Source organism: Allobosea spartocytisi (assembly GCF_014764685.1).
GTDB lineage: Bacteria > Pseudomonadota > Alphaproteobacteria > Rhizobiales > Beijerinckiaceae > Allobosea > Allobosea spartocytisi.
This window is the reverse complement of the sequence record NZ_JACXWY010000003.1, coordinates 315,975-333,688: the sequence shown is the minus strand read 5'-3', so window position 1 is coordinate 333,688 and position 17,714 is coordinate 315,975. Positions and strand designations below refer to the sequence as shown.

At 67.2% G+C, this 17,714-nt stretch carries 19 protein-coding genes and 1 riboswitch; of the genes, 9 read left to right on the top strand and 10 right to left on the bottom strand.

Going from position 1 to position 17,714, the window contains the following annotated elements; all coding sequences use genetic code 11:
- Window positions 1-40 precede the first annotated feature (40 nt).
- The 3 genes from IED13_RS06970 (at window position 41) to thiC (ending at window position 2,703) form a co-directional block, all read left to right on the top strand.
- A complete protein-coding gene (locus IED13_RS06970; protein ID WP_191123764.1) occupies window positions 41-322 on the top strand; it encodes a hypothetical protein in 282 nt (93 codons plus the stop codon).
- Between the two features lie 44 nt (window positions 323-366).
- Window positions 367-564 carry a hypothetical protein gene (locus IED13_RS06965; protein WP_038364961.1) on the top strand — a complete coding sequence of 66 codons (198 nt, stop codon included), beginning with the start codon at window positions 367-369 and terminating at the stop codon, window positions 562-564.
- A 77-nt stretch (window positions 565-641) separates the two neighbouring features.
- Window positions 642-746, top strand: a riboswitch (TPP riboswitch).
- 79 nt (window positions 747-825) lie between these two features.
- Window positions 826-2,703: a phosphomethylpyrimidine synthase ThiC gene (gene thiC / locus IED13_RS06960; RefSeq protein WP_133560319.1), complete on the top strand. Its 1,878-nt coding sequence runs from the start codon at window positions 826-828 to the stop codon at window positions 2,701-2,703.
- 88 nt (window positions 2,704-2,791) lie between these two features.
- Here thiC and IED13_RS06955 read toward each other — a convergent pair whose 3' ends face one another.
- Window positions 2,792-3,676 (bottom strand): hypothetical protein, encoded by an 885-nt coding sequence (locus IED13_RS06955; protein WP_191123763.1) that lies wholly within the window; start codon window positions 3,674-3,676, stop codon window positions 2,792-2,794.
- A gap of 345 nt (window positions 3,677-4,021) precedes the next feature.
- Between IED13_RS06955 and dnaK the strand changes: the two genes are divergently transcribed.
- The gene (gene dnaK / locus IED13_RS06950) at window positions 4,022-5,935 is read left to right on the top strand and encodes a molecular chaperone DnaK (RefSeq protein ID WP_038364955.1); all 1,914 of its coding nucleotides are present in this window, start codon (window positions 4,022-4,024) and stop codon (window positions 5,933-5,935) included.
- Between the two features lie 154 nt (window positions 5,936-6,089).
- The gene (gene dnaJ, locus IED13_RS06945) at window positions 6,090-7,220 is read left to right on the top strand and encodes a molecular chaperone DnaJ (RefSeq protein WP_038364952.1); all 1,131 of its coding nucleotides are present in this window, start codon (window positions 6,090-6,092) and stop codon (window positions 7,218-7,220) included.
- A gap of 72 nt (window positions 7,221-7,292) precedes the next feature.
- On the opposite strand, the gene IED13_RS06940 is transcribed toward dnaJ, so the two are convergent.
- Together IED13_RS06940 and IED13_RS06935 are read right to left on the bottom strand one after the other, a co-directional pair.
- Window positions 7,293-7,484: a CsbD family protein gene (locus IED13_RS06940; RefSeq protein WP_038364949.1), complete on the bottom strand. Its 192-nt coding sequence runs from the start codon at window positions 7,482-7,484 to the stop codon at window positions 7,293-7,295.
- Window positions 7,485-7,570: 86 nt separating this feature from the next.
- Window positions 7,571-8,392, bottom strand: a complete 822-nt coding sequence (locus IED13_RS06935) for a helix-turn-helix domain-containing protein (RefSeq protein WP_113252788.1) — start codon at window positions 8,390-8,392, stop codon at window positions 7,571-7,573.
- A 127-nt stretch (window positions 8,393-8,519) separates the two neighbouring features.
- On the opposite strand from IED13_RS06935, the gene IED13_RS06930 reads away from it, so the two are divergent.
- Entirely contained in the window at window positions 8,520-8,933 is a 414-nt protein-coding gene (locus IED13_RS06930) for a hypothetical protein (RefSeq protein WP_113252787.1), read from the top strand.
- A gap of 71 nt (window positions 8,934-9,004) precedes the next feature.
- On the top strand, window positions 9,005-11,206 hold the full coding sequence (locus IED13_RS06925) for an esterase-like activity of phytase family protein (RefSeq protein ID WP_191123762.1): 2,202 nt from the start codon (window positions 9,005-9,007) through the stop codon (window positions 11,204-11,206).
- Between the two features lie 123 nt (window positions 11,207-11,329).
- Here the strand turns inward: IED13_RS06925 and IED13_RS06920 are convergent, their stop codons facing one another.
- Genes IED13_RS06920 through IED13_RS06900 form a run of 5 tightly spaced genes read right to left on the bottom strand, consistent with a single transcriptional unit; the run spans window position 11,330 to window position 14,376 of the window.
- Window positions 11,330-12,133, bottom strand: a complete 804-nt coding sequence (locus IED13_RS06920) for a MetQ/NlpA family ABC transporter substrate-binding protein (protein ID WP_038364941.1) — start codon at window positions 12,131-12,133, stop codon at window positions 11,330-11,332.
- A gap of 55 nt (window positions 12,134-12,188) precedes the next feature.
- A complete protein-coding gene (locus IED13_RS06915) occupies window positions 12,189-12,854 on the bottom strand; it encodes a methionine ABC transporter permease (RefSeq protein WP_112762445.1) in 666 nt (221 codons plus the stop codon).
- Entirely contained in the window at window positions 12,844-13,950 is a 1,107-nt protein-coding gene (locus IED13_RS06910; protein WP_191123761.1) for a methionine ABC transporter ATP-binding protein, read from the bottom strand. The genes IED13_RS06915 and IED13_RS06910 overlap by 11 nt, the downstream gene beginning before the upstream one ends.
- A 7-nt stretch (window positions 13,951-13,957) precedes the next feature.
- A complete protein-coding gene (locus IED13_RS06905; RefSeq protein ID WP_156115993.1) occupies window positions 13,958-14,119 on the bottom strand; it encodes a hypothetical protein in 162 nt (53 codons plus the stop codon).
- A 5-nt stretch (window positions 14,120-14,124) separates the two neighbouring features.
- The gene (locus IED13_RS06900) at window positions 14,125-14,376 is read right to left on the bottom strand and encodes a hypothetical protein (protein WP_113252785.1); all 252 of its coding nucleotides are present in this window, start codon (window positions 14,374-14,376) and stop codon (window positions 14,125-14,127) included.
- A 422-nt stretch (window positions 14,377-14,798) separates the two neighbouring features.
- Between IED13_RS06900 and IED13_RS06895 the strand changes: the two genes are divergently transcribed.
- Both IED13_RS06895 and IED13_RS06890 read left to right on the top strand, forming a co-directional pair.
- Entirely contained in the window at window positions 14,799-15,182 is a 384-nt protein-coding gene (locus IED13_RS06895) for a hypothetical protein (protein WP_191123760.1), read from the top strand.
- A 92-nt stretch (window positions 15,183-15,274) separates the two neighbouring features.
- On the top strand, window positions 15,275-15,754 hold the full coding sequence (locus IED13_RS06890) for a copper chaperone PCu(A)C (protein ID WP_081925515.1): 480 nt from the start codon (window positions 15,275-15,277) through the stop codon (window positions 15,752-15,754).
- A 98-nt stretch (window positions 15,755-15,852) separates the two neighbouring features.
- On the opposite strand, the gene IED13_RS06885 is transcribed toward IED13_RS06890, so the two are convergent.
- Both IED13_RS06885 and IED13_RS06880 read right to left on the bottom strand, forming a co-directional pair.
- On the bottom strand, window positions 15,853-16,782 hold the full coding sequence (locus IED13_RS06885; RefSeq protein WP_191123759.1) for a dihydrodipicolinate synthase family protein: 930 nt from the start codon (window positions 16,780-16,782) through the stop codon (window positions 15,853-15,855).
- Between the two features lie 26 nt (window positions 16,783-16,808).
- On the bottom strand, window positions 16,809-17,495 hold the full coding sequence (locus tag IED13_RS06880; RefSeq protein WP_142022428.1) for a fumarylacetoacetate hydrolase family protein: 687 nt from the start codon (window positions 17,493-17,495) through the stop codon (window positions 16,809-16,811).
- Between the last annotated feature and the right edge of the window lie 219 nt (window positions 17,496-17,714).

The following is a 17,714-nucleotide window of genomic DNA, read 5'->3' as shown; positions in this document are numbered from 1 at the left end:
TTCTATCTTCCGGAGGAGTAGTCCGAAGGGAGATGAAGCCATGAAGAAGCTCTCCTTGATGCTGGCATGCCTGCTTCTGGCCGGATCGCTTCTGGCGCCGGCCGCGCAGGCCCAGAGCACCCCGTCGCCCGGCCCTGCGGTCAAGCAGCGGGCGCCCGGCGTGCCGATCGCCCCGCAACCGGGGGAGGTTTCCCGCTTGCGGTCCGAGGAGCGAGGGCTGTTCCATCAATACGGGCGCGTGGCGCAGGACGGACGCGCGGCGCAGGAGGCCAATCGCGATCTGCCGATGCCGCGCGGCGTGCCTTCGATCATCGCGCCCTGAGAGGCGTTCAGGATTGTTCAACGCTTGCGGCCTAGCATTGCCGCATGAGTGACGTTGCCGCCATCGCCCAAAGCCTCGTCTCGATGCAGTCAGCCTCGACGCAGCAGGCCCTCGGCACCGAGATGCTGCGGCAGAATGCCGAGGCCGAGCGCGGCGTCGTCGCCATGCTCGAGCAGGGCGCTGAGCAGGCGAAGGCCGTCCTCCCCGCAGGCCAGGGCCTGCAGGTCGATCGCACGGCCTGACGTTTTTTGCATGCCGGCCCCTGCGTGCCGGCTTTCCTTTGCCGGTTGCGTCTCCCCGGTCGAAGCCCTAACCTTGGAATCGTTCCGAGGGGTGCTCGCAAGGGCTGAGATGGCTGATGAGGCCGAACCCGTCGAACCTGATCCGGGTCATACCGGCGGAGGGACTGGAACGCGGGTCGGGCCGTACCTTATCCGCAGACAGCGACTGGACCGCTTCCAAACCCGGATCTCCTGAACCTTGGACCAAGGAGGAGATCCCGCATGAACGCCCACAGCAAACCGCAGAAGAACAGCGTCAAGGCCGCGCCGCAAAGCGTGACCACGGGACCGATCATCGGCTCGCGCAAGATCTACGTGCCGACACCCGAGGATGGCTCGATCCGGGTGCCGTTCCGCGAGGTGCAGCTTACCACGGACGCCGAACCGCCGGTGCGGATCTACGACCCGTCCGGCCCCTTTACCGAGACCGACGCGAAGATCGACCTCGATGCGGGCCTGCCCCAGCCGCGTCGTGCCTGGCTCGACGCCCGCGGCTTCGAGCGGGTCGCCGGGCGCGCGGTCACCGCCGCCGATAACGGCCATATCAGCGAAGCGCAGTTGGTTCCGGCCTGCCCGGCTGAGCGCCCGATCCTCGAGGCGAAGCCCGGCCAGATGGCGACGCAGTACGAATTCGCCAAGGCCGGCATCATCACGCCCGAGATGATCTATGTCGCGCATCGCGAGAATCTCGGCCGTGCCGCGATGATGGAAGGCGCCCGCGAGCGCCACGCCGATGGCGAGAGCTTCGGCGCCAGCGTGCCGGAATTCGTCACGCCCGAGTTCGTCCGCGAGGAGATCGCGCGCGGCCGCGCCATCATCCCGGCCAACATCAACCACCCCGAGCTCGAGCCGATGGCGATCGGCCGCAATTTCCTGGTCAAGATCAACGCCAATATCGGCAACTCGGCCGTCACCTCCGGCGCGGCCGAGGAGGTCGAGAAGCTGGTCTGGGCGATCCGCTGGGGCGCCGACACGGTGATGGACCTCTCCACCGGCCGCAACATCCACAACATCCGCTCCTGGATCCTGCGCAATTCGCCGGTGCCGATCGGCACGGTGCCGATCTACCAGGCGCTGGAGAAGGTCGGCGGCGATCCGATCAAGCTCGACTGGGAGGTGTTCAAGGACACCCTCATCGAGCAGGCCGAGCAGGGCGTCGATTACTTCACCATCCATGCCGGCGTCAGACTTCCCTATGTTCCGCTCACGGCATCGCGAGTTACCGGCATCGTTTCGCGTGGCGGCTCGATCATGGCGCGCTGGTGCCTGGCGCATCACAAGGAGAGCTTCCTCTACGAGCGCTTCGACGAGATTTGCGACATCATGCGCAAATACGACGTCTCCTTCTCGCTGGGCGATGGCCTGCGTCCGGGCTCGATCGCTGACGCCAATGACCGCGCCCAGTTCGCCGAGCTGGAGACGCTGGGCGAGCTGACCCAGGTCGCCTGGAAGAAGGGCTGCCAGGTGATGATCGAGGGCCCCGGCCATGTGCCGATGCACAAGATCAAGGAGAACATGGACAAGCAGCTGCGCGAATGCGGCGAGGCGCCCTTCTATACGCTCGGACCGCTGACCACCGACATCGCGCCGGGCTACGACCACATCACCTCCGGCATCGGGGCTGCGATGATCGGTTGGTATGGCTGCGCCATGCTCTGCTACGTCACGCCGAAGGAGCATCTGGGCCTGCCGAACCGCGACGACGTCAAGACCGGCGTCATCACCTATCGCATCGCGGCCCATGCCGCCGACCTCGCCAAGGGCCATCCGGCCGCGAAGATCCGGGACGACGCGGTCTCCCGCGCCCGTTTCGACTTCCGCTGGGAGGACCAGTTCAACCTGGCGCTCGACCCCGACACGGCGCGCGAGTTCCACGACGAGACCTTGCCGAAGGACGCCCACAAGGTCGCGCATTTCTGCTCGATGTGCGGGCCGAAATTCTGCTCGATGAAGATCACGCAAGATCTGCGCGCCGAGGTTCTGGCGATGGGCGAGAACGAGCGCAAGGCGCTCGAAGCGCTCGCGGATGAAGGCATGGCGGCCAAGTCGAAGGAGTTCCTCGACAAGGGCGGTAGCATCTACCTGCCCGCGGCGGAGTGAACAGAGCCTCCGGAGGTCGCGACGCGGCTCGCGTTGCGGCCTTCGGGCGGCCGGAATAACCCGCCGGCTGTCGCGGACCGGGAAATCGCTACTGGGTGGGCGTAAGCGGGAGCGGCGCGGGCTTCGGTGCCGCCGGGCGCGGTTTCGGCTTGGCCGCCTGCTTCGGCTCGGTGCCGAGCCCGAGCCTCGCCCGCAGCTCGGCCGCGCGCGCCTCCGTGACCCGCGCGGCGCAGAAGCCGTATTGGCCCTCGCGCTGGAAATCGCGGCAGATCATCTCGCGCTCGCCCGAGAAGCCGGCCTGCTCGCGGGCAAGCGTCCGCTGGTCGACCGCGTTCGCCTTCGCCGTCAGCGTCCGGTAGCCGTCGCGCAGTGCGCGCTCGGCCGCGCCGCGCGCACGTTCGATCGCCTTGGCCTGGCTCGCGACGACACCCTGATCCGGCCCCCAGAGCCCGCGCGGATCGATCCGGCATTGCGCGGCTTCGACGATGCAGGGCGCGGCTGGCTCCGTCACCAGCAGGGCGCCGTCGAGCACGTCGAAGACGATCGGGCAGATCGGCGCCTCCAGCCTGTAGCGCGGCAGGCCCGCCGGCTTGCCAAGGGGGGTGACGGGAAGGGGCGCATCGCCGAAGGAAACGGCGCAAGGTTCGACCAGATTGGCGGCCTGATAGCCGTCGAGATTGAGCTTCAGCCCGTAGCCGCCGCCGAGCTTCTCGAAGACGGCGGTACCATGGTGCCCGTTCAGATGCAGGGTCTTGCCGAGGATCGCCTCCTCGCCCGCGATCTTGAGGGCCGGCAGGCTCTGCTGGCGCGGCGCCGCCGGCGCGCCTGCCGCCGGCGGGGCGGCCTGGTGGGTTCCCGGAGCGTTGAAGGGCTGGGCGCCCGGCAGTTGCAGCGGCTGCGCCCATGCGGCGGTGCCGGCGGCTGCCGGAAGCAGCGCTGCGAGGCCGAGGACGATGCGCTTGCGTGCTTTCATCGGGTTCATGTCAAGCCAAACGGCCCTTTTGAATGAGCCGTGCTTTTGGCGTGCGCAAGGACGCAAAGGCCACACTCGGCCGGGAAAGCGCCGCAAAGATAACGTTAGGGCAAGTCCCGCCGCATACTCGGGAATGTGTAATCCCCGATTCTTAATCGGCTCGCCTGTCTTGCAAGGGCGGGAACACCCTCACTATATACGCGCCCAAGGGGCGGTTTCACCACCGTCAAACGTGGAATGCCGGGTCGTTCGCCGCTGAAGCGGGTGCGAGCCGGTCCATGGGCCGGCAGGCGGCGTGAACGCGTCGCAGGTCGGCGATCTGCTCAGTCGAAAGGGATCCCATCCATGGGTAAAGTCATCGGTATCGACCTTGGCACGACCAATAGCTGCGTCGCAGTGATGGAAGGCTCTACACCGAAGGTCATCGAGAATTCGGAAGGCGCGCGCACCACGCCCTCCATCGTCGCCATCACGGATGACGGCGAACGCCTTGTCGGCCAGCCCGCGAAGCGGCAGGCCGTCACCAATCCGGAGCGCACCTTCTTTGCGATCAAGCGCCTCATCGGTCGGACCTACGACGATCCGATGACGCAGAAGGATCTCAAGCTGGTCCCCTACAAGATCGTCAAGGCCCCGAACGGCGACGCCTGGGTCTCGGCCGACGGCAAGGAATATTCGCCGTCGCAGATCTCGGCCTTCACGCTGACCAAGATGAAGGAAACGGCGGAGGCCTATCTCGGCCAGCCCGTCACCCAGGCCGTCATCACGGTTCCCGCCTATTTCAACGACGCCCAGCGCCAGGCGACCAAAGATGCCGGCAAGATCGCCGGCCTTGAAGTCCTGCGCATCATCAACGAGCCGACTGCGGCCGCGCTGGCCTATGGTCTCGAGAAGAAGTCGTCCGGCACCATCGCGGTCTATGACCTCGGCGGCGGCACCTTCGATGTCTCGATCCTCGAGATCGGCGACGGCGTCTTCGAGGTGAAGTCGACCAACGGCGACACCTTCCTCGGCGGCGAGGATTTCGACATGCGCCTCGTCGAGTATCTCGCGGACGAGTTCAAGCGCGAGCAGGGCATCGACCTGAAGAAGGACAAGCTCGCCCTCCAGCGCCTGAAGGAAGCGGCCGAGAAGGCCAAGATCGAGCTGTCGAGCGCCGCGCAGACCGAAATCAACCTGCCCTACATCACGGCGGATGCCTCCGGTCCCAAGCACCTCGCCATCAAGCTTTCGCGCGCCAAGTTCGAGAGCCTGGTCGACGACCTGATCCAGCGCACCATCGAGCCCTGCAAGAAGGCGCTCAAGGATGCCGGCCTCTCGGCGGGCCAGATCGACGAGGTCGTCCTCGTCGGCGGCATGACCCGCATGCCGAAGGTCCAGGAGGTCGTGAAGCAGTTCTTCGGCAAGGAGCCGCACAAGGGTGTGAACCCTGACGAGGTCGTCGCCATCGGCGCCGCGATCCAGGCCGGCGTGCTGCAGGGCGACGTCAAGGACGTGCTGCTGCTCGACGTGACCCCGCTTTCGCTCGGCATCGAGACGCTGGGCGGCGTGTTCACGCGTCTTATTGACCGCAACACCACGATCCCGACCAAGAAAAGCCAGGTCTTCTCCACCGCCGAGGACAACCAGAACGCGGTGACGATCCGGGTCTTCCAGGGCGAGCGCGAGATGGCGGCCGACAACAAGCTGCTCGGCCAGTTCGACCTGATGGGCATTCCGCCGGCCCCGCGCGGCATGCCGCAGATCGAGGTGACCTTCGACATCGACGCCAACGGCATCGTGTCCGTGACGGCGAAGGACAAGGCCACCAACAAGGAGCAGCAGATCAAGATCCAGGCTTCCGGCGGTCTCAGCGAGGCCGACATCCAGAAGATGGTGAAGGATGCCGAGGCGAACGCCGCCGAGGACAAGAAGCGCCGCGAGCTCGTCGAGGCCAAGAACCAGGGCGAGAGCCTGGTGCATTCGACCGAGAAGTCGCTGAAGGACTTCGGCGACAAGGTTTCGGAAGCCGACAAGTCGGCGATCGAGACGGCGGTCGAGGCGCTCAAGACCGCGCTCACGGGCGAGGACGCCGAAGCGATCAAGGCCCGCACCAACGAGGTGATGCAGGCTTCGATGAAGCTCGGCGAGGCGATGTATGCGGCCAGCCAGGCCGAAGGCGCTGCCGCCGAGGGCGAGCATCACGAGGAAGCCAAGAAGGACGACGTCATCGACGCCGACTTCAAGGATGTCTCGGACGACAAGAAGAAGAGCGCGTAACCGCGCGCTCGGGATGACGACGTGATGGCCGGGCTTGACCCGGCCACCACGTTCGGGAATGGCGTTGAGGCCAACTGACGACGCTTGACGCGCGGATGGCCGGGCTTTCGAGTCCGGCCGTCTTGCGTCGGGACCACAGGGACAGAACGTTTCGATGTCGAAGCGCGATTACTACGAGATCCTCGGCGTCAGCCGGACCGTGACGGATGTCGAGCTCAAGGGCTCCTTCCGCAAGCTCGCGATGCAGCATCATCCGGACAAGAATCCCGGCGACCACGAAGCCGAGATCAAGTTCAAGGAAATCAACGAGGCCTATCAGGTCCTCTCCGACGGCCAGAAGCGCGCCGCCTATGATCGCTTCGGCCATCAGGCTTTCGAGAATGGCGGCGGAGCCGCCGGCGGGGCCGATTTTTCCGACTTCATGTCGGATATCTTCGATTCCTTCTTCGGCGACGCCCGTCGCGGCGGGCCGCGGGGAGCCAATGCCCGCGAGCGTGGCGCCGATCTGCGTTACAACCTCGAGATCGGGCTGGAGGACGCCTTTACCGGCAAGAACGCCTCGATCCGCGTGCCGACCTCGGTTTCCTGCGAGGCCTGCACCGGCAGCGGCGCCAAGCCCGGCTCGAAATCGCGCCAGTGCCCGACCTGCGGCGGCCATGGCCGCGTGCGTGCCAATCAAGGCTTCTTCTCGGTCGAGCGGACATGCCCGACCTGCAATGGCCGGGGCGAGGTCATCGACGACCCTTGCAAGAATTGCCAGGGCTCGGGCCGGGTCACGCGGGAGCGCACGCTTTCGGTCAACATCCCCGCCGGCGTCGAGGACGGCACGCGCATCCGCTTGGCCGGCGAGGGCGAGGCCGGCCTGCGTGGCGGCCCGGCGGGCGATCTCTACATCTTCCTGTCGATCAAGCCGCACGCGATCTTCCAGCGCGACGGCGCAGATCTGTTCTGCCGCGTGCCGATCGGCCTGGTCTCGGCCGCGCTCGGCGGCGAGATCGAGGTGCCGACGCTGTCTGGTGAGCAGGCCCGGGTGAAGGTCCCGGAGGGCACGCAGACCGGCAAGCAGTTCCGCCTCAAGGGCAAGGGCATGAGCGTGCTGCGCTCGCGCGAGGTCGGCGACCTCTATATCCAGGTCGTGATCGAGACCCCGCAGAAGCTGACGGCGCGCCAGCGCGAACTGCTCGAGGAGTTCGAGCGCGAGAGCTCGCACAACAACCATCCGGAGACGGCCGGCTTCTTCGGCCGGGTCAAGGATTTCCTCGGCGGGCTCGGCGGCACGGCCTGAGCCACGCCGAAGCAAGGCAAGAAAAAAGGGCCGCCCCGAGGGCGGCCCTTTCCGTTTCTGCGGGCTTGCGCCTCAAGCCTTGTCGACGACCTTCTTGATCGCGTCCTTGCCCTTGCCGATCGCCTGCTGGGCCTCGCCCTTGAGCTCCTGCGCCTTGCCCTCGGCTTCCCATTCCGGCTTGTTCACTGCCTTGCCGGCGGCCTGCTTGATGTTGCCGGCGGCCTCGTTGGCCAGGCCCTTGATCTTGTCGGTCGTGCTGCCCATGGCGTGGGGTCCTTTCGATGTCGATGCCGCTCGCGCGGCCTTCGCATAGGCAACCGGGCTTGCCGCGAAAGGTTCCGGCCCGGTTCTCAAGCGCGTCCCGCGCCCGTCGCCGCCAGCACGCGCAAGGCCTCGGCTGTCGCCGGGTCGGCCGGGAAGAAGGTTTCCAGGGCGAGCTCCGACAGGGTCACGTCGACCGGCGTGCCGAACACCGTCGTCGTCGAGATCAGCGACAGCGTGGCGTCGCCGAGCCTGAGCTTGAGCGGCACGGCGATGGCGGGCTCGGTGCCCGCATCGTGCTGGGGCGGCGCAGAGCCTTTCGGATCGGGATAGGCCGAGAGCTCGGTGAGCAAGGCGCCGAGTTGCGTATTCGCCGTCGCCCGGACCTGCTGGCGCAGCCTTGCGAGCAGATGCCCCTTCCATTCCGCGAAGTTGACGATGAAGGCTGCGAGCCCGCCCGGATGCAGCGAAAGCCTGAGGACATTGATGGGCGGCTTCAGCAGCTCCGCCTCCGCGACAAGGCCGAGGAAGCCGGCCACGGCGTTGTTGGCGGCGAGCAGGTTCCAGTGCCGGTCGACCGCGAGCGCCGGATAGGGCTCGTGGCCTTTCAGGATGAGGTCGATCGCCGTGCGGGCGGCCTGCAAGGAAGGATCCTCCAGCGACCGCTCGCGGTAGACCGGGGCATAGCCGGCCGCCAGCAGCAGGGCGTTGCGCTCGCGCAGCGGGACAGTGAGGTGTTCAGCCAGCAGCAGCACCATCTCGCGGCTTGGCCGGGCGCGGCCGCTTTCGATGAAGCTCAGATGCTTCTGGGAGATCTCGGCTTCCAGCGCGAGATCGAGCTGGCTGAAGCGGCGAAGCTGGCGCCAGTCGCGCAGCAGCGAGCCGATGGGCGGAGCGTGATGTGTCGTCATGCCGACAAGCTAGCCGGGCGGCCGGCCCGTTCCAATTACCTCCCGCTTAATCGACGGGCCGCCGCGATGGCGCCAGCATCCCCCCATCGCAACGGGCATTCGGCCCCCAGACGAGAAGGAGACTGCCATGTCGACGATCCGCTCCTCGCGCTTCCTGCGCAACGCCCTGGCCCTCGATGCCGCCGCCTGTGCCGGCATGGGCCTCGTGCTCGCCGGCGCCGCCGGCGCGCTTGCCGGCCCGCTCGGCTTGCCCACGGGCTTCCTGCGTGGGGCGGGGCTTGTCCTGCTGCCTTGCGCGGCCTTGCTCGCCTGGTTCGCCAGCCGCGAGACGCTGCCGCGCTGGGCGATCCATCTCGTCGTCGCGGTCAATCTGATCTGGATCGCCGACAGCGTCCTGATCCTGCTGGCGGGCTGGTTCGCCCCCTCCTCGCTCGGCATCGCCTTCGTCCTGGGGCAGGCGCTCGCCGTCGCGGTCGTGACGGAGCTGGAGATCATCGGCCTGAAGCGTTCCGCCGATGAAGGCGCCGCTCTCCCGGCCTGAGGATCCGTCACGCGGCTGTCGCACAGGCCCACTAGCCGACGGGTTTCCCCTTCAGCCAGCGGATCCGACCCATGCGCCAGCCCCTCGCCCTCGCGGCTCTCGCTTCGTTGCTCCTCGCCGGTACCGCCGGCGCGGAGCCGCTGTTCAACCGCATCGCGACCTTCTCGGTGCCGGACAACCTTCCGGCCGACCGTGATCGCAGCAAGAAGACCGTCTCCGAGATCATCGCCGCCAGCGAGGACGGCATGCTGCTCGCCTATACCGACGCGGAGCAGAAGGCGCTCGGCCTCATCGACATCACCGACCCGGCCAATCCCAAGCCCGCCGGCTTCGTGTCGCTGGAAGGTGAATCGACCTCTGTGACCGTCCTCGGCGACAAGGCCTTCGTCGCCGTCGTCACCTCCGGCGACAACTTCAAGGAGCCCGCCGGCCACCTCGCCACGGTCGATCTCAAGACGAAGCAGGTCGTGGCGACATGCGACCTCGGCGGCCAGCCGGATTCGGTCACGCTGACCAAGGACAAGGGCAAGATCGTCATCGCCATCGAGAACGAGCGCGACGAGAAGCTCAACAAGGGCGCCCTGCCGCAGCTCCCCGCCGGCAACCTGACGCTGATCGGCATCAAGGACGGCGCCATCGACTGCGCCTCGCGCCAAATCATCGATGTGACCGGCCTCGCCACGGTCGAGCCGACCGATCCGGAGCCGGAATTCGTCGATGCCAACCAGGACGGCCTCGTCGTGGTGACGCTGCAGGAGAACAATCACCTCGTCATCGTCGACAGCAAGACCGGCAAGGTGGTGACGCATTTCTCGGCCGGAACGGTCGATCTCAAGAACATCGACAAGACCCGCGACGGCAAGATCAGCCCGACCGAGGAGCTGAAGGGTGTGCCGCGCGAGCCGGACGCCGTGCGCTGGCTCGACAATGATCGCTTCGTCACCGCCAATGAAGGCGACTGGAAGGGCGGCTCGCGCGGCTTCACGATCTTCCGCAAGGACGGCACGATCGAGTTCGACTCCGCCTCGGATGTCGACCACCTCGCCATGCGGCTGGGACATTACCCGGAGCGGCGCTCGGCCGCCAAGGGCAGCGAGCCCGAGGGCATCGAGGTCGCGACCTACGGCAACGACCGGCTGATCTTCGTCGGGCTGGAGCGTGCCTCGCTGGTGCTGGTCTACAAGGATGAGGGCCCGGGCAAGGCGCCGCGCTATTTGCAGGCGCTGCCGACCGGCATCGGCCCGGAAGGTCTGCTCGCCATCCCGCAGCGCGACCTCTTCGTCTCGGCCTCGGAAACCGATGTCGGCGAGAAGGGCGGGGCGCGTTCGGCCGTGATGATCTATCGTCGCGCCGAGCAGACCGCCGCTTATCCGACCATCCAGTCCGAGAACGAGAACGGCCTGCCGATCGGCTGGGGCGCGCTCTCCGGCCTCGCGGCCCGCGCGGATGAACCCGGCAAGCTCTTCTCGATCACCGACAGCGCCTATACGCCCTCGCGCATCCTGGAGATCGACGCGACGGCGAAGCCCGCCCGCATCACCGGCGCGATCACGGTGACGAAGGACGGCAAGCCCGCCTCCTACGATCTCGAAGGCATCGCGACGCGCAGCGGTGGCGGCTTCTGGCTCGCGTCCGAGGGCAATCCGGAGAAGAAGGATGCCGTGCTGCCCGACCTGCTCCTGCGCGTCTCGGCCAAGGGCGAGGTCGAGGAGGAGATCCGTCTGCCGGAGGCGCTGGCGAAGCACGCCGTGCGCTTCGGTTTCGAGGGCGTCACCGTCACCGGCACCGGCGCGGATGAGACCGTCTGGCTCGCCGTGCAGCGCGAATGGCAGGACGATCCGAAGGGCAAGACCAAGATCCTGTCCTACAAGCCCGCGACCAGGGAATGGGGCGTGCTGCACTATCCGTTGAGCCAGCCGGCGAAGGGGCACTGGATGGGCCTCTCGGAGCTCGTCGCGCTCGGCGACGACCGTTTCGCCGTGCTGGAGCGCGACAACGCTTTCGGGCCCAAGGCCTTCAAGACGATCCAGGCCTTCTCGGTGAAGGGGCTGAAACCGGCCGCGATCGGCGCAAGCGAGATCCCGACGGTCTCCAAGACCCTGTTGCGTGATCTCACGCCGGACCTGATGAAGGCTGGCGGCTACGGTCTCGACAAGGTCGAGGGCATGGCGGTGGACAAGGCCGGCCACCTCTTCGTCGTGACCGACAATGACGGCGTCGAGGATTCCTCGGGCGAGACGCAGTTCTTCGCTTTCGGCAAGCTCGGGAACTGAGCGAATCCATCGCGTCATGCTCCGGGCAAGCCCGACCATGACGCGCAAACAAAAAAGCCCGGATGCGTGAGCATCCGGGCAGGTGCCTGGCTGATGATCGAAAAGCCAGGTGGGAGGAGAGGGTTACCAGCCGGCGAGGACGGCGCCCTTGAAGCGCTCGGCGACGAAAGCCTTGATCTCGGGCGTGTGGTAGGCGCCGAGCAGGGTCTTGACCCAGGGCTTGTCCTTGTCGGCGCTGCGCACCGCGATGACGTTGACATAGGGACCCTTGGCGTCCTCGCGCAGGATGGCGGAGGCCGGGTCGATCTTGGCGTCGACGGCGTAGTTGGTGTTGATCGCGGCGGCGGCGACGTCATCGAGCGAGCGCGGCGTCTGGGCGGCCTCGATCTCGATGATCTTGAGCTTCTTCGGATTGGCGGTGATGTCGGCGACGGTCGGCTTGAAGCCGACGCCGTCCTTCAGCTTGATGATGCCCTTGTCCTGCAGCAGCAGCAGCGAGCGGCCGCCATTGGTCGGGTCGTTCTGGATCGCGACGCTCGCGCCGTCCGGCACCTCGCTCCAGCTCTTGTATTTCGACGAGTAGATGCCGAGCGGGAAGTTCACCGTCAGCCCGACCGTCTCGATCTTGAAGCCGCGATCCTTCACCTGATTGTCGAGATAGGGCTGGTTCTGGAAGGAATTGGCCTCCAGCTCGCCGGCGTCGAGCGCCTGGTTCGGCACGACGTAGTCGGAGAACTCGATGATCTTGAGCTCGACGCCCTGCTTGGCCAGCAGCGGCTTCACCTTCTCCAGGATCTCGGCATGGGGGCCGGGCGAGACGCCGATGCGGACGACCTGATTCTGCTGGGCGAGCGCGGGCACGGCTGGGCCGAGCGCCAAAGCGAGGCCGGCGGCGAGCGTGAGGCGGCGGGTGAGGGAGATCGTCATGGTCGATGGTCCTTTGGATGGAAGACGGGATGGCTGGAATCAGGCTTGGCGGTGATCAGGCCTGGCGCAGGCGCTTGTTGAGGCGGCGCGCCAGGCGGTCGCCGAAGCTCTGCACGAACTGGACGAGGACGATGAGCACGGCGACGACGGTCGCCATCACCTCGGGCATGAAGCGCTGGTAGCCGTAGCGGATGCCGAGATCGCCGAGCCCGCCGCCGCCAACCGCGCCGACCATGGCCGAGAAGCCGATCAGGCTGACGATGGCCAGCGTCAGGCCGAGCACGATGGCGGGCAGCGCTTCCGGCACCAGCACCTTTCTGACGATCTGGAGGGGCGTCGCCCCCATGGCGCGCGCCGCCTCGACCAGCCCCTGGTCGACCTCGCGCACCGCGCCTTCGATCAACCGCGCGATGAAGGGCACGGATGCGACCGTCAGCGGCACGATCGCCGCCGTGGTGCCGATCGAGGTGCCGGCGATCAGCCGCGTGAACGGGATGATCGCGACCACGAGGATGATGAAGGGCGTCGAGCGCGTGGCGTTGACCAGCACGCCGAGCGCGGCGTTGAGGGCCGGCGCCGCGAAGAGCTCGCCGCGCTTGCTGGTGGCGAGGAAGACGCCGAGCGGCAGGCCGAGCAGTGTGCCGATGCCGGCGGCGACGGCGACCATGCTCAGCGTGTCGAGCGTCGCCTGCCCGATCAGGCGCAGGATTTCAGGAGACATGGCCGATCACCTCCGCCTTGAGACCGAGATTCCGGAGCGCGCCGAGCACGGCCTCGCTCTCCGGGATGCGCGACGGCACCGAGACGAGCAGGCTGCCGAAAGGCTTGCCGGCGATGGCGTCGATCCGCCCGGCCAGGATGTTGACGTCAACCCCGACCACCGAGCTCAGCCGGCTGATGACGGGGGCGGTGGCGTTCTCGCCGGTGAAGGTGATGCGCAGCACGATCTCGGAGCCGGGACGGGCCTCCGGCCGGATGCGATCCGCGAGATGGGCGGGAACCTCGACGCCGGTGACGGCCTCGACGAAGCGCGCCGTCGTCGGATGCTGCGGGTTGGTGAAGACGGCGAAGGTCTCGCCCTCCTCGACGATCCGGCCGCCCTCGATCACCGCGACGCGGTCGCAGATTTCCTTGATCACCGGGATCTCGTGGGTGATCAGCAGGATGGTGATGCCGAGCTCGCGATTGACCTGCCGCAGCAGCGCGAGGATCGATTGCGTCGTCTCGGGATCGAGCGCCGAGGTCGCCTCGTCGCAGAGCAGCAGCTTCGGGTCGGTCGCGAGCGCGCGGGCAATGCCGACGCGCTGCTTCTGCCCGCCGGAGAGCTCGGCCGGGTAGCGCCCGCTCTTGTCGGCGAGCCCGACCAGCGCCAGCAGCTTCTCGACCTTGCTGGCGATGGTCGCCTTCGGCGTGCCGGCGATCTCGAGCGGCAGGGCGACATTGTCGAACACCGTGCGCGAGGACAGCAGGTTGAAGTGCTGGAAGATCATGCCGATCTCGCGCCGGCGGCGACGCCATCCGGCCTCGTTCAGCGCGGTCACATCCTCGCCCTCGATCAGGATCCGGCCGGCGGTGGCGTGCTCCAGCCCGTTGACGAGCCGGATCAGTGTCGATTTGCCGGCGCCGGAGCGGCCGATGACGCCGACGATGGCGCCGGCCGGCACGGTGAGGTCGATGCCCGACAATGCGGCCACGGCCTGCTGCCGGCTGCGGCCGGCATAGGTCTTGCCGACCTGCTCGAAACGGATGATCGGATCGGGAACGGCAAAAGGCCGTGCGCCGATGCCCAGAGCATCGGGTTTGACGGGGGCGTTCATCATGTCCTCAGAAATGCGGATGGCAGGACCAGTGGCTGATGCCGAGCTGTTCCAGCGTCACGGCCTGCACCGAGCAACGCTGATCCTCATTGCCGGCCGGCCCCGTTTCCGGAACCGCCCGGCGGAACCAGGCACTGAGCGCCTGCCACAGGGAGAAGACAATCCGCATGGCCGTTACGACGCCAGGCGAAAGGCCGGCGTACCCCGGCGGGGCCCGGCCAGCATGCGCGCGGCCAGCTCCGCCGCGCCGGGGGTGGCGAAGCGGTGGCCGTCGAGGGCGCGGAAGGCGGCGCTCGCCGCGATGAAGGTGAAGAAGCGCTCATCGGCGCGCCGGTTGACGAGGCCGGCCTGCGTCTCGCCGACCTCGATGACATAGGCTTGCTGGGCCGGGCTGTGCCGGCCGGCGGATGGCAATGGAAGGGACATGGCTCTGCTCTCGGGCCGCGTTGCGGCGTTCAGGGTGACGATGGAACGAAGGGGCTTGAGGCGCCCGATGGTCTCAGCGTCGACAGCGGCAGAGCGGGGAACGGAAGCGCGGTCGGTTTCGGAGGTCGTTCGCGTCGGTCATGTCAGTCTCCTCGGTCTGGAGCCCACGACCCAGTCGTGGCGCTTTAGCGTTTGGTGACGCGGCGCAAGCTGCTGCTCAAATCTCCGCGGCTCCCGGCACGCCGGAAGCACCGCCAATCTGGTTCAGGAAGTCCTGTTTGTCAATCGCTCCGTTCTTTTAAAGAAACGAGCCGGCGGAGAATAATCTTCTCCGCGACGAGAGAGCGGGGGGCTTCGTGATAGGTGCGCTGCGGCAAGAGGTGGGCTTGACCACAGCCTCGAACGGGCGCCATGGATGCCGCATGCCGGCCCGTGCACGCCTTTTCCAACGGCTGCGCCGCTCCGTTCTCGGGGCGTGGTTCGCTGCCGCCTATGCGCTGACGGTGCTGGCGCTCGCTCTGGCGCCGACGCCTTCTGTCGCGTTCGGGCTGCCCGGCGGCGTTCTGCTCTGCTCGGGCGTGCCGGCGCCGGATGGCCGTTCGGAGATCCCCGCGACGCCGCTCGGCGATCTCGCCCATTGCAAGGGCTGTCCGCATAATCCCGTTCTCGGTGTCCCTCCCGTGCTCGCGGCGCTTCTCGTTGCGCGCCCGGGTGTCCGTCAGGCGCTTTCGCGGCAATGGGATGAGGGTCAGCTCTCCGTCGCCGCGACCGGCCTGCCGCCGTCGCGTGCGCCGCCTGCCATCTGAGCGGCACGTCTTTTCTTTTCGTGATTCCCTTTGATGCCGAAGTGCCGCCGAAAGCGCTGTCGCGCCGGCCGCCGTTCCGCAGGACCATTCCGATGAAGCTCTCGCTTTCCCTCGCCGCCGCCATGCTGGCGCTCTCGGCCGGTTTCGCCTCCGCCCATGACTTCAAGGTCGGGCCGCTCAAGATCGGCCATCCCTGGTCGCGTGCCACGCCGGCTGGCGCCAAGGTCGGCGGCGGCTACCTCACCCTCGAAAATACCGGGACGACCCCGGACCGGCTGGTCTCGATCGCGGTTCCCTTCGCCGCGCGCGCCGAAATGCACGAGATGGCGACCAAGGACGGCATCATGACCATGCGCCCGCTGGAGAACGGCATCGAGGTGCCGGCCGGCGGCAAGGTCGAGTTCAAGCCCGGCGGCTACCACATCATGTTCATGGAGCTGAAGCAGCCGCTGAAGCAGGGCGAGATGATGAAGGGTTCGCTGACCTTCGAGAAGGCCGGCACGGTCGATGTCGAGTTCAAGGTGGATTCGATCGCCGCCAAGGGCGGCGAGGGCGAGCACAAGGGGCACTGAGTCAAGCTTCAGGGGAGATGCCCGGGCTCGACCCGGGCATCTCCCCGACGAGAGTCTCGGGTCGCCGCGACGCGGCGCCCGAGAATGACGCTGTCGTCTCAGATCTTCGCGCGCGGGTCGTGCTTGGCGATCCGGGCCAGCAGATAGTCGACCTCGGCCTTCGCCGCTGCGCTCAAGGCGGAGCCCGGCTTGCGCTGGGCGTCATGGGCCAGGATGCCGCGCTTGGCCATCACATATTTGCGCACGGCCAGGCCGACGCCCTGCTGCTGCTCGTAGCGCATCAGCGGCAGATGCAGGTCGAAGATGTCATGCGCCGCATCGCGCTGGCCGGCCTTCTGCAGCCTGACCACGTCGATCAGCAATTCCGGGAAGGCATAGCCGGTATTGGCGCCATCGGCGCCGCGCTCCATCTCGAAATCGAGGAAGAGGCCGCCATTGCCGGTCACGATCGAGATCGGCCGCAGCGATCCCTCTTTCTGGAACTTGCGCAGCGTCGAGATCTTCTCCAGCCCAGGCCAGTCCTCGTGCTTCAGCATCACGCAGGAGGGATTGTCCATGACGATCTTGCGGATCACCGCCGGCGTCATCACCACCGAGAGCGTCAGCGGGTAATCCTGGATGACGAAGGGGATGTCGCTGCCGATCGCCTCGACGGCCTGCGCGTAATAGCCGGTGATCTGGTCGTCGGTGCGCAGAGAAGGCGGCGGGGCGATCATCACGCCGCCGGCGCCGAGATCCATCACCTGCCGGGCGAGCGAGCGCATTGCCGCGAAGCCCGGTGCCGAGACGCCGACGATGATCGGCTTAGCCCCCATCCTGGCGACGCAACGCTTGACCAGCTCGACCGATTCCTCCGGCTCGAGCTTGGGCGCTTCGCCCATGATGCCGAGCACGGTGACGCCGTCCGAGCCGATGTCGTGATAGAACTGGAACAGCCGGTCGGCCGAGGCCCAGTCGATGCTGCCATCCGGGTTGAACGGGGTCGGCGCGATCGGGAAGACGCCCGAGGCGTCGGAGGTCAGCGGCATGATGGTTCCTCGTCCTGCGCGTGTGATCAGACGATGCGGGTGCGGACGGTGCCGACGCCGGCGATCTCGCCTTCGAGCACGTCGCCCTTGGCGACCGCGGCCACACCCTCGGGCGTGCCGGTGAAGATCAGGTCGCCGGGCTTGAGCTCGACGAGGCCGGAGAGATAGGCGATCGTCTCCTCGACGTTCCAGATCTGCTTGGCGAGATCGGAGCTCTGGCGCACGACGCCATTGACGGTGAGCGCGATCTTGCCGGCGCTGGGATGGCCGGCCTGGCTTGCCGGCACGATCTCGCCGACCGGGCCGGACAGGTCGAAGCCCTTGCTCATGTCCCAGGGGCGCCCGGTCTTCTTCGCCGCGTTCTGCAGGTCGCGCCGCGTCATGTCGAGCCCGGCGGCGTAGCCGTAGACATGGGCGAGCGCCTCGGATTCGGGGATGTCCCTGCCGCCGGTGCCGATCGCGACGACGAGCTCCATCTCGTGGTGGAGATCCCCGGTCTTCGTCGGATAGGGCATGTCGGCGCCGTTGATCAGCAGCGCGTCGGCGGGCTTGGTGAAGAAGAACGGCTCCTCGCGGTCGGGGTCGCCGCCCATCTCGCGGGTGTGCTCGGCATAATTGCGCCCGACGCAGAAGACGCGGCGGACCGGGAAGGAGCCGCCGCCGGCAACCGGCACGGCGGTGATCGCCGGCGGGTCGATCACATAGTTGCTCATCGGATGTCTCCCTCTCGATTATCTCCGCGCCGTTCATGCGGGAGCGGCCGCGTTGCCGCAAGGGCTCCCGTTCCGGGAACGGGCCTGCGCGGGAGGCATTGCGCCTAAAGATCGAGGGGCTTTTCGCTCTCGCGGCAAGGTTTTGTGCACCGCGTCGTTGCAACCTCGGCGAAATGCCCCCTACAGTGTCGCGCCGGGTCGATCCGGCTGACGCGTATA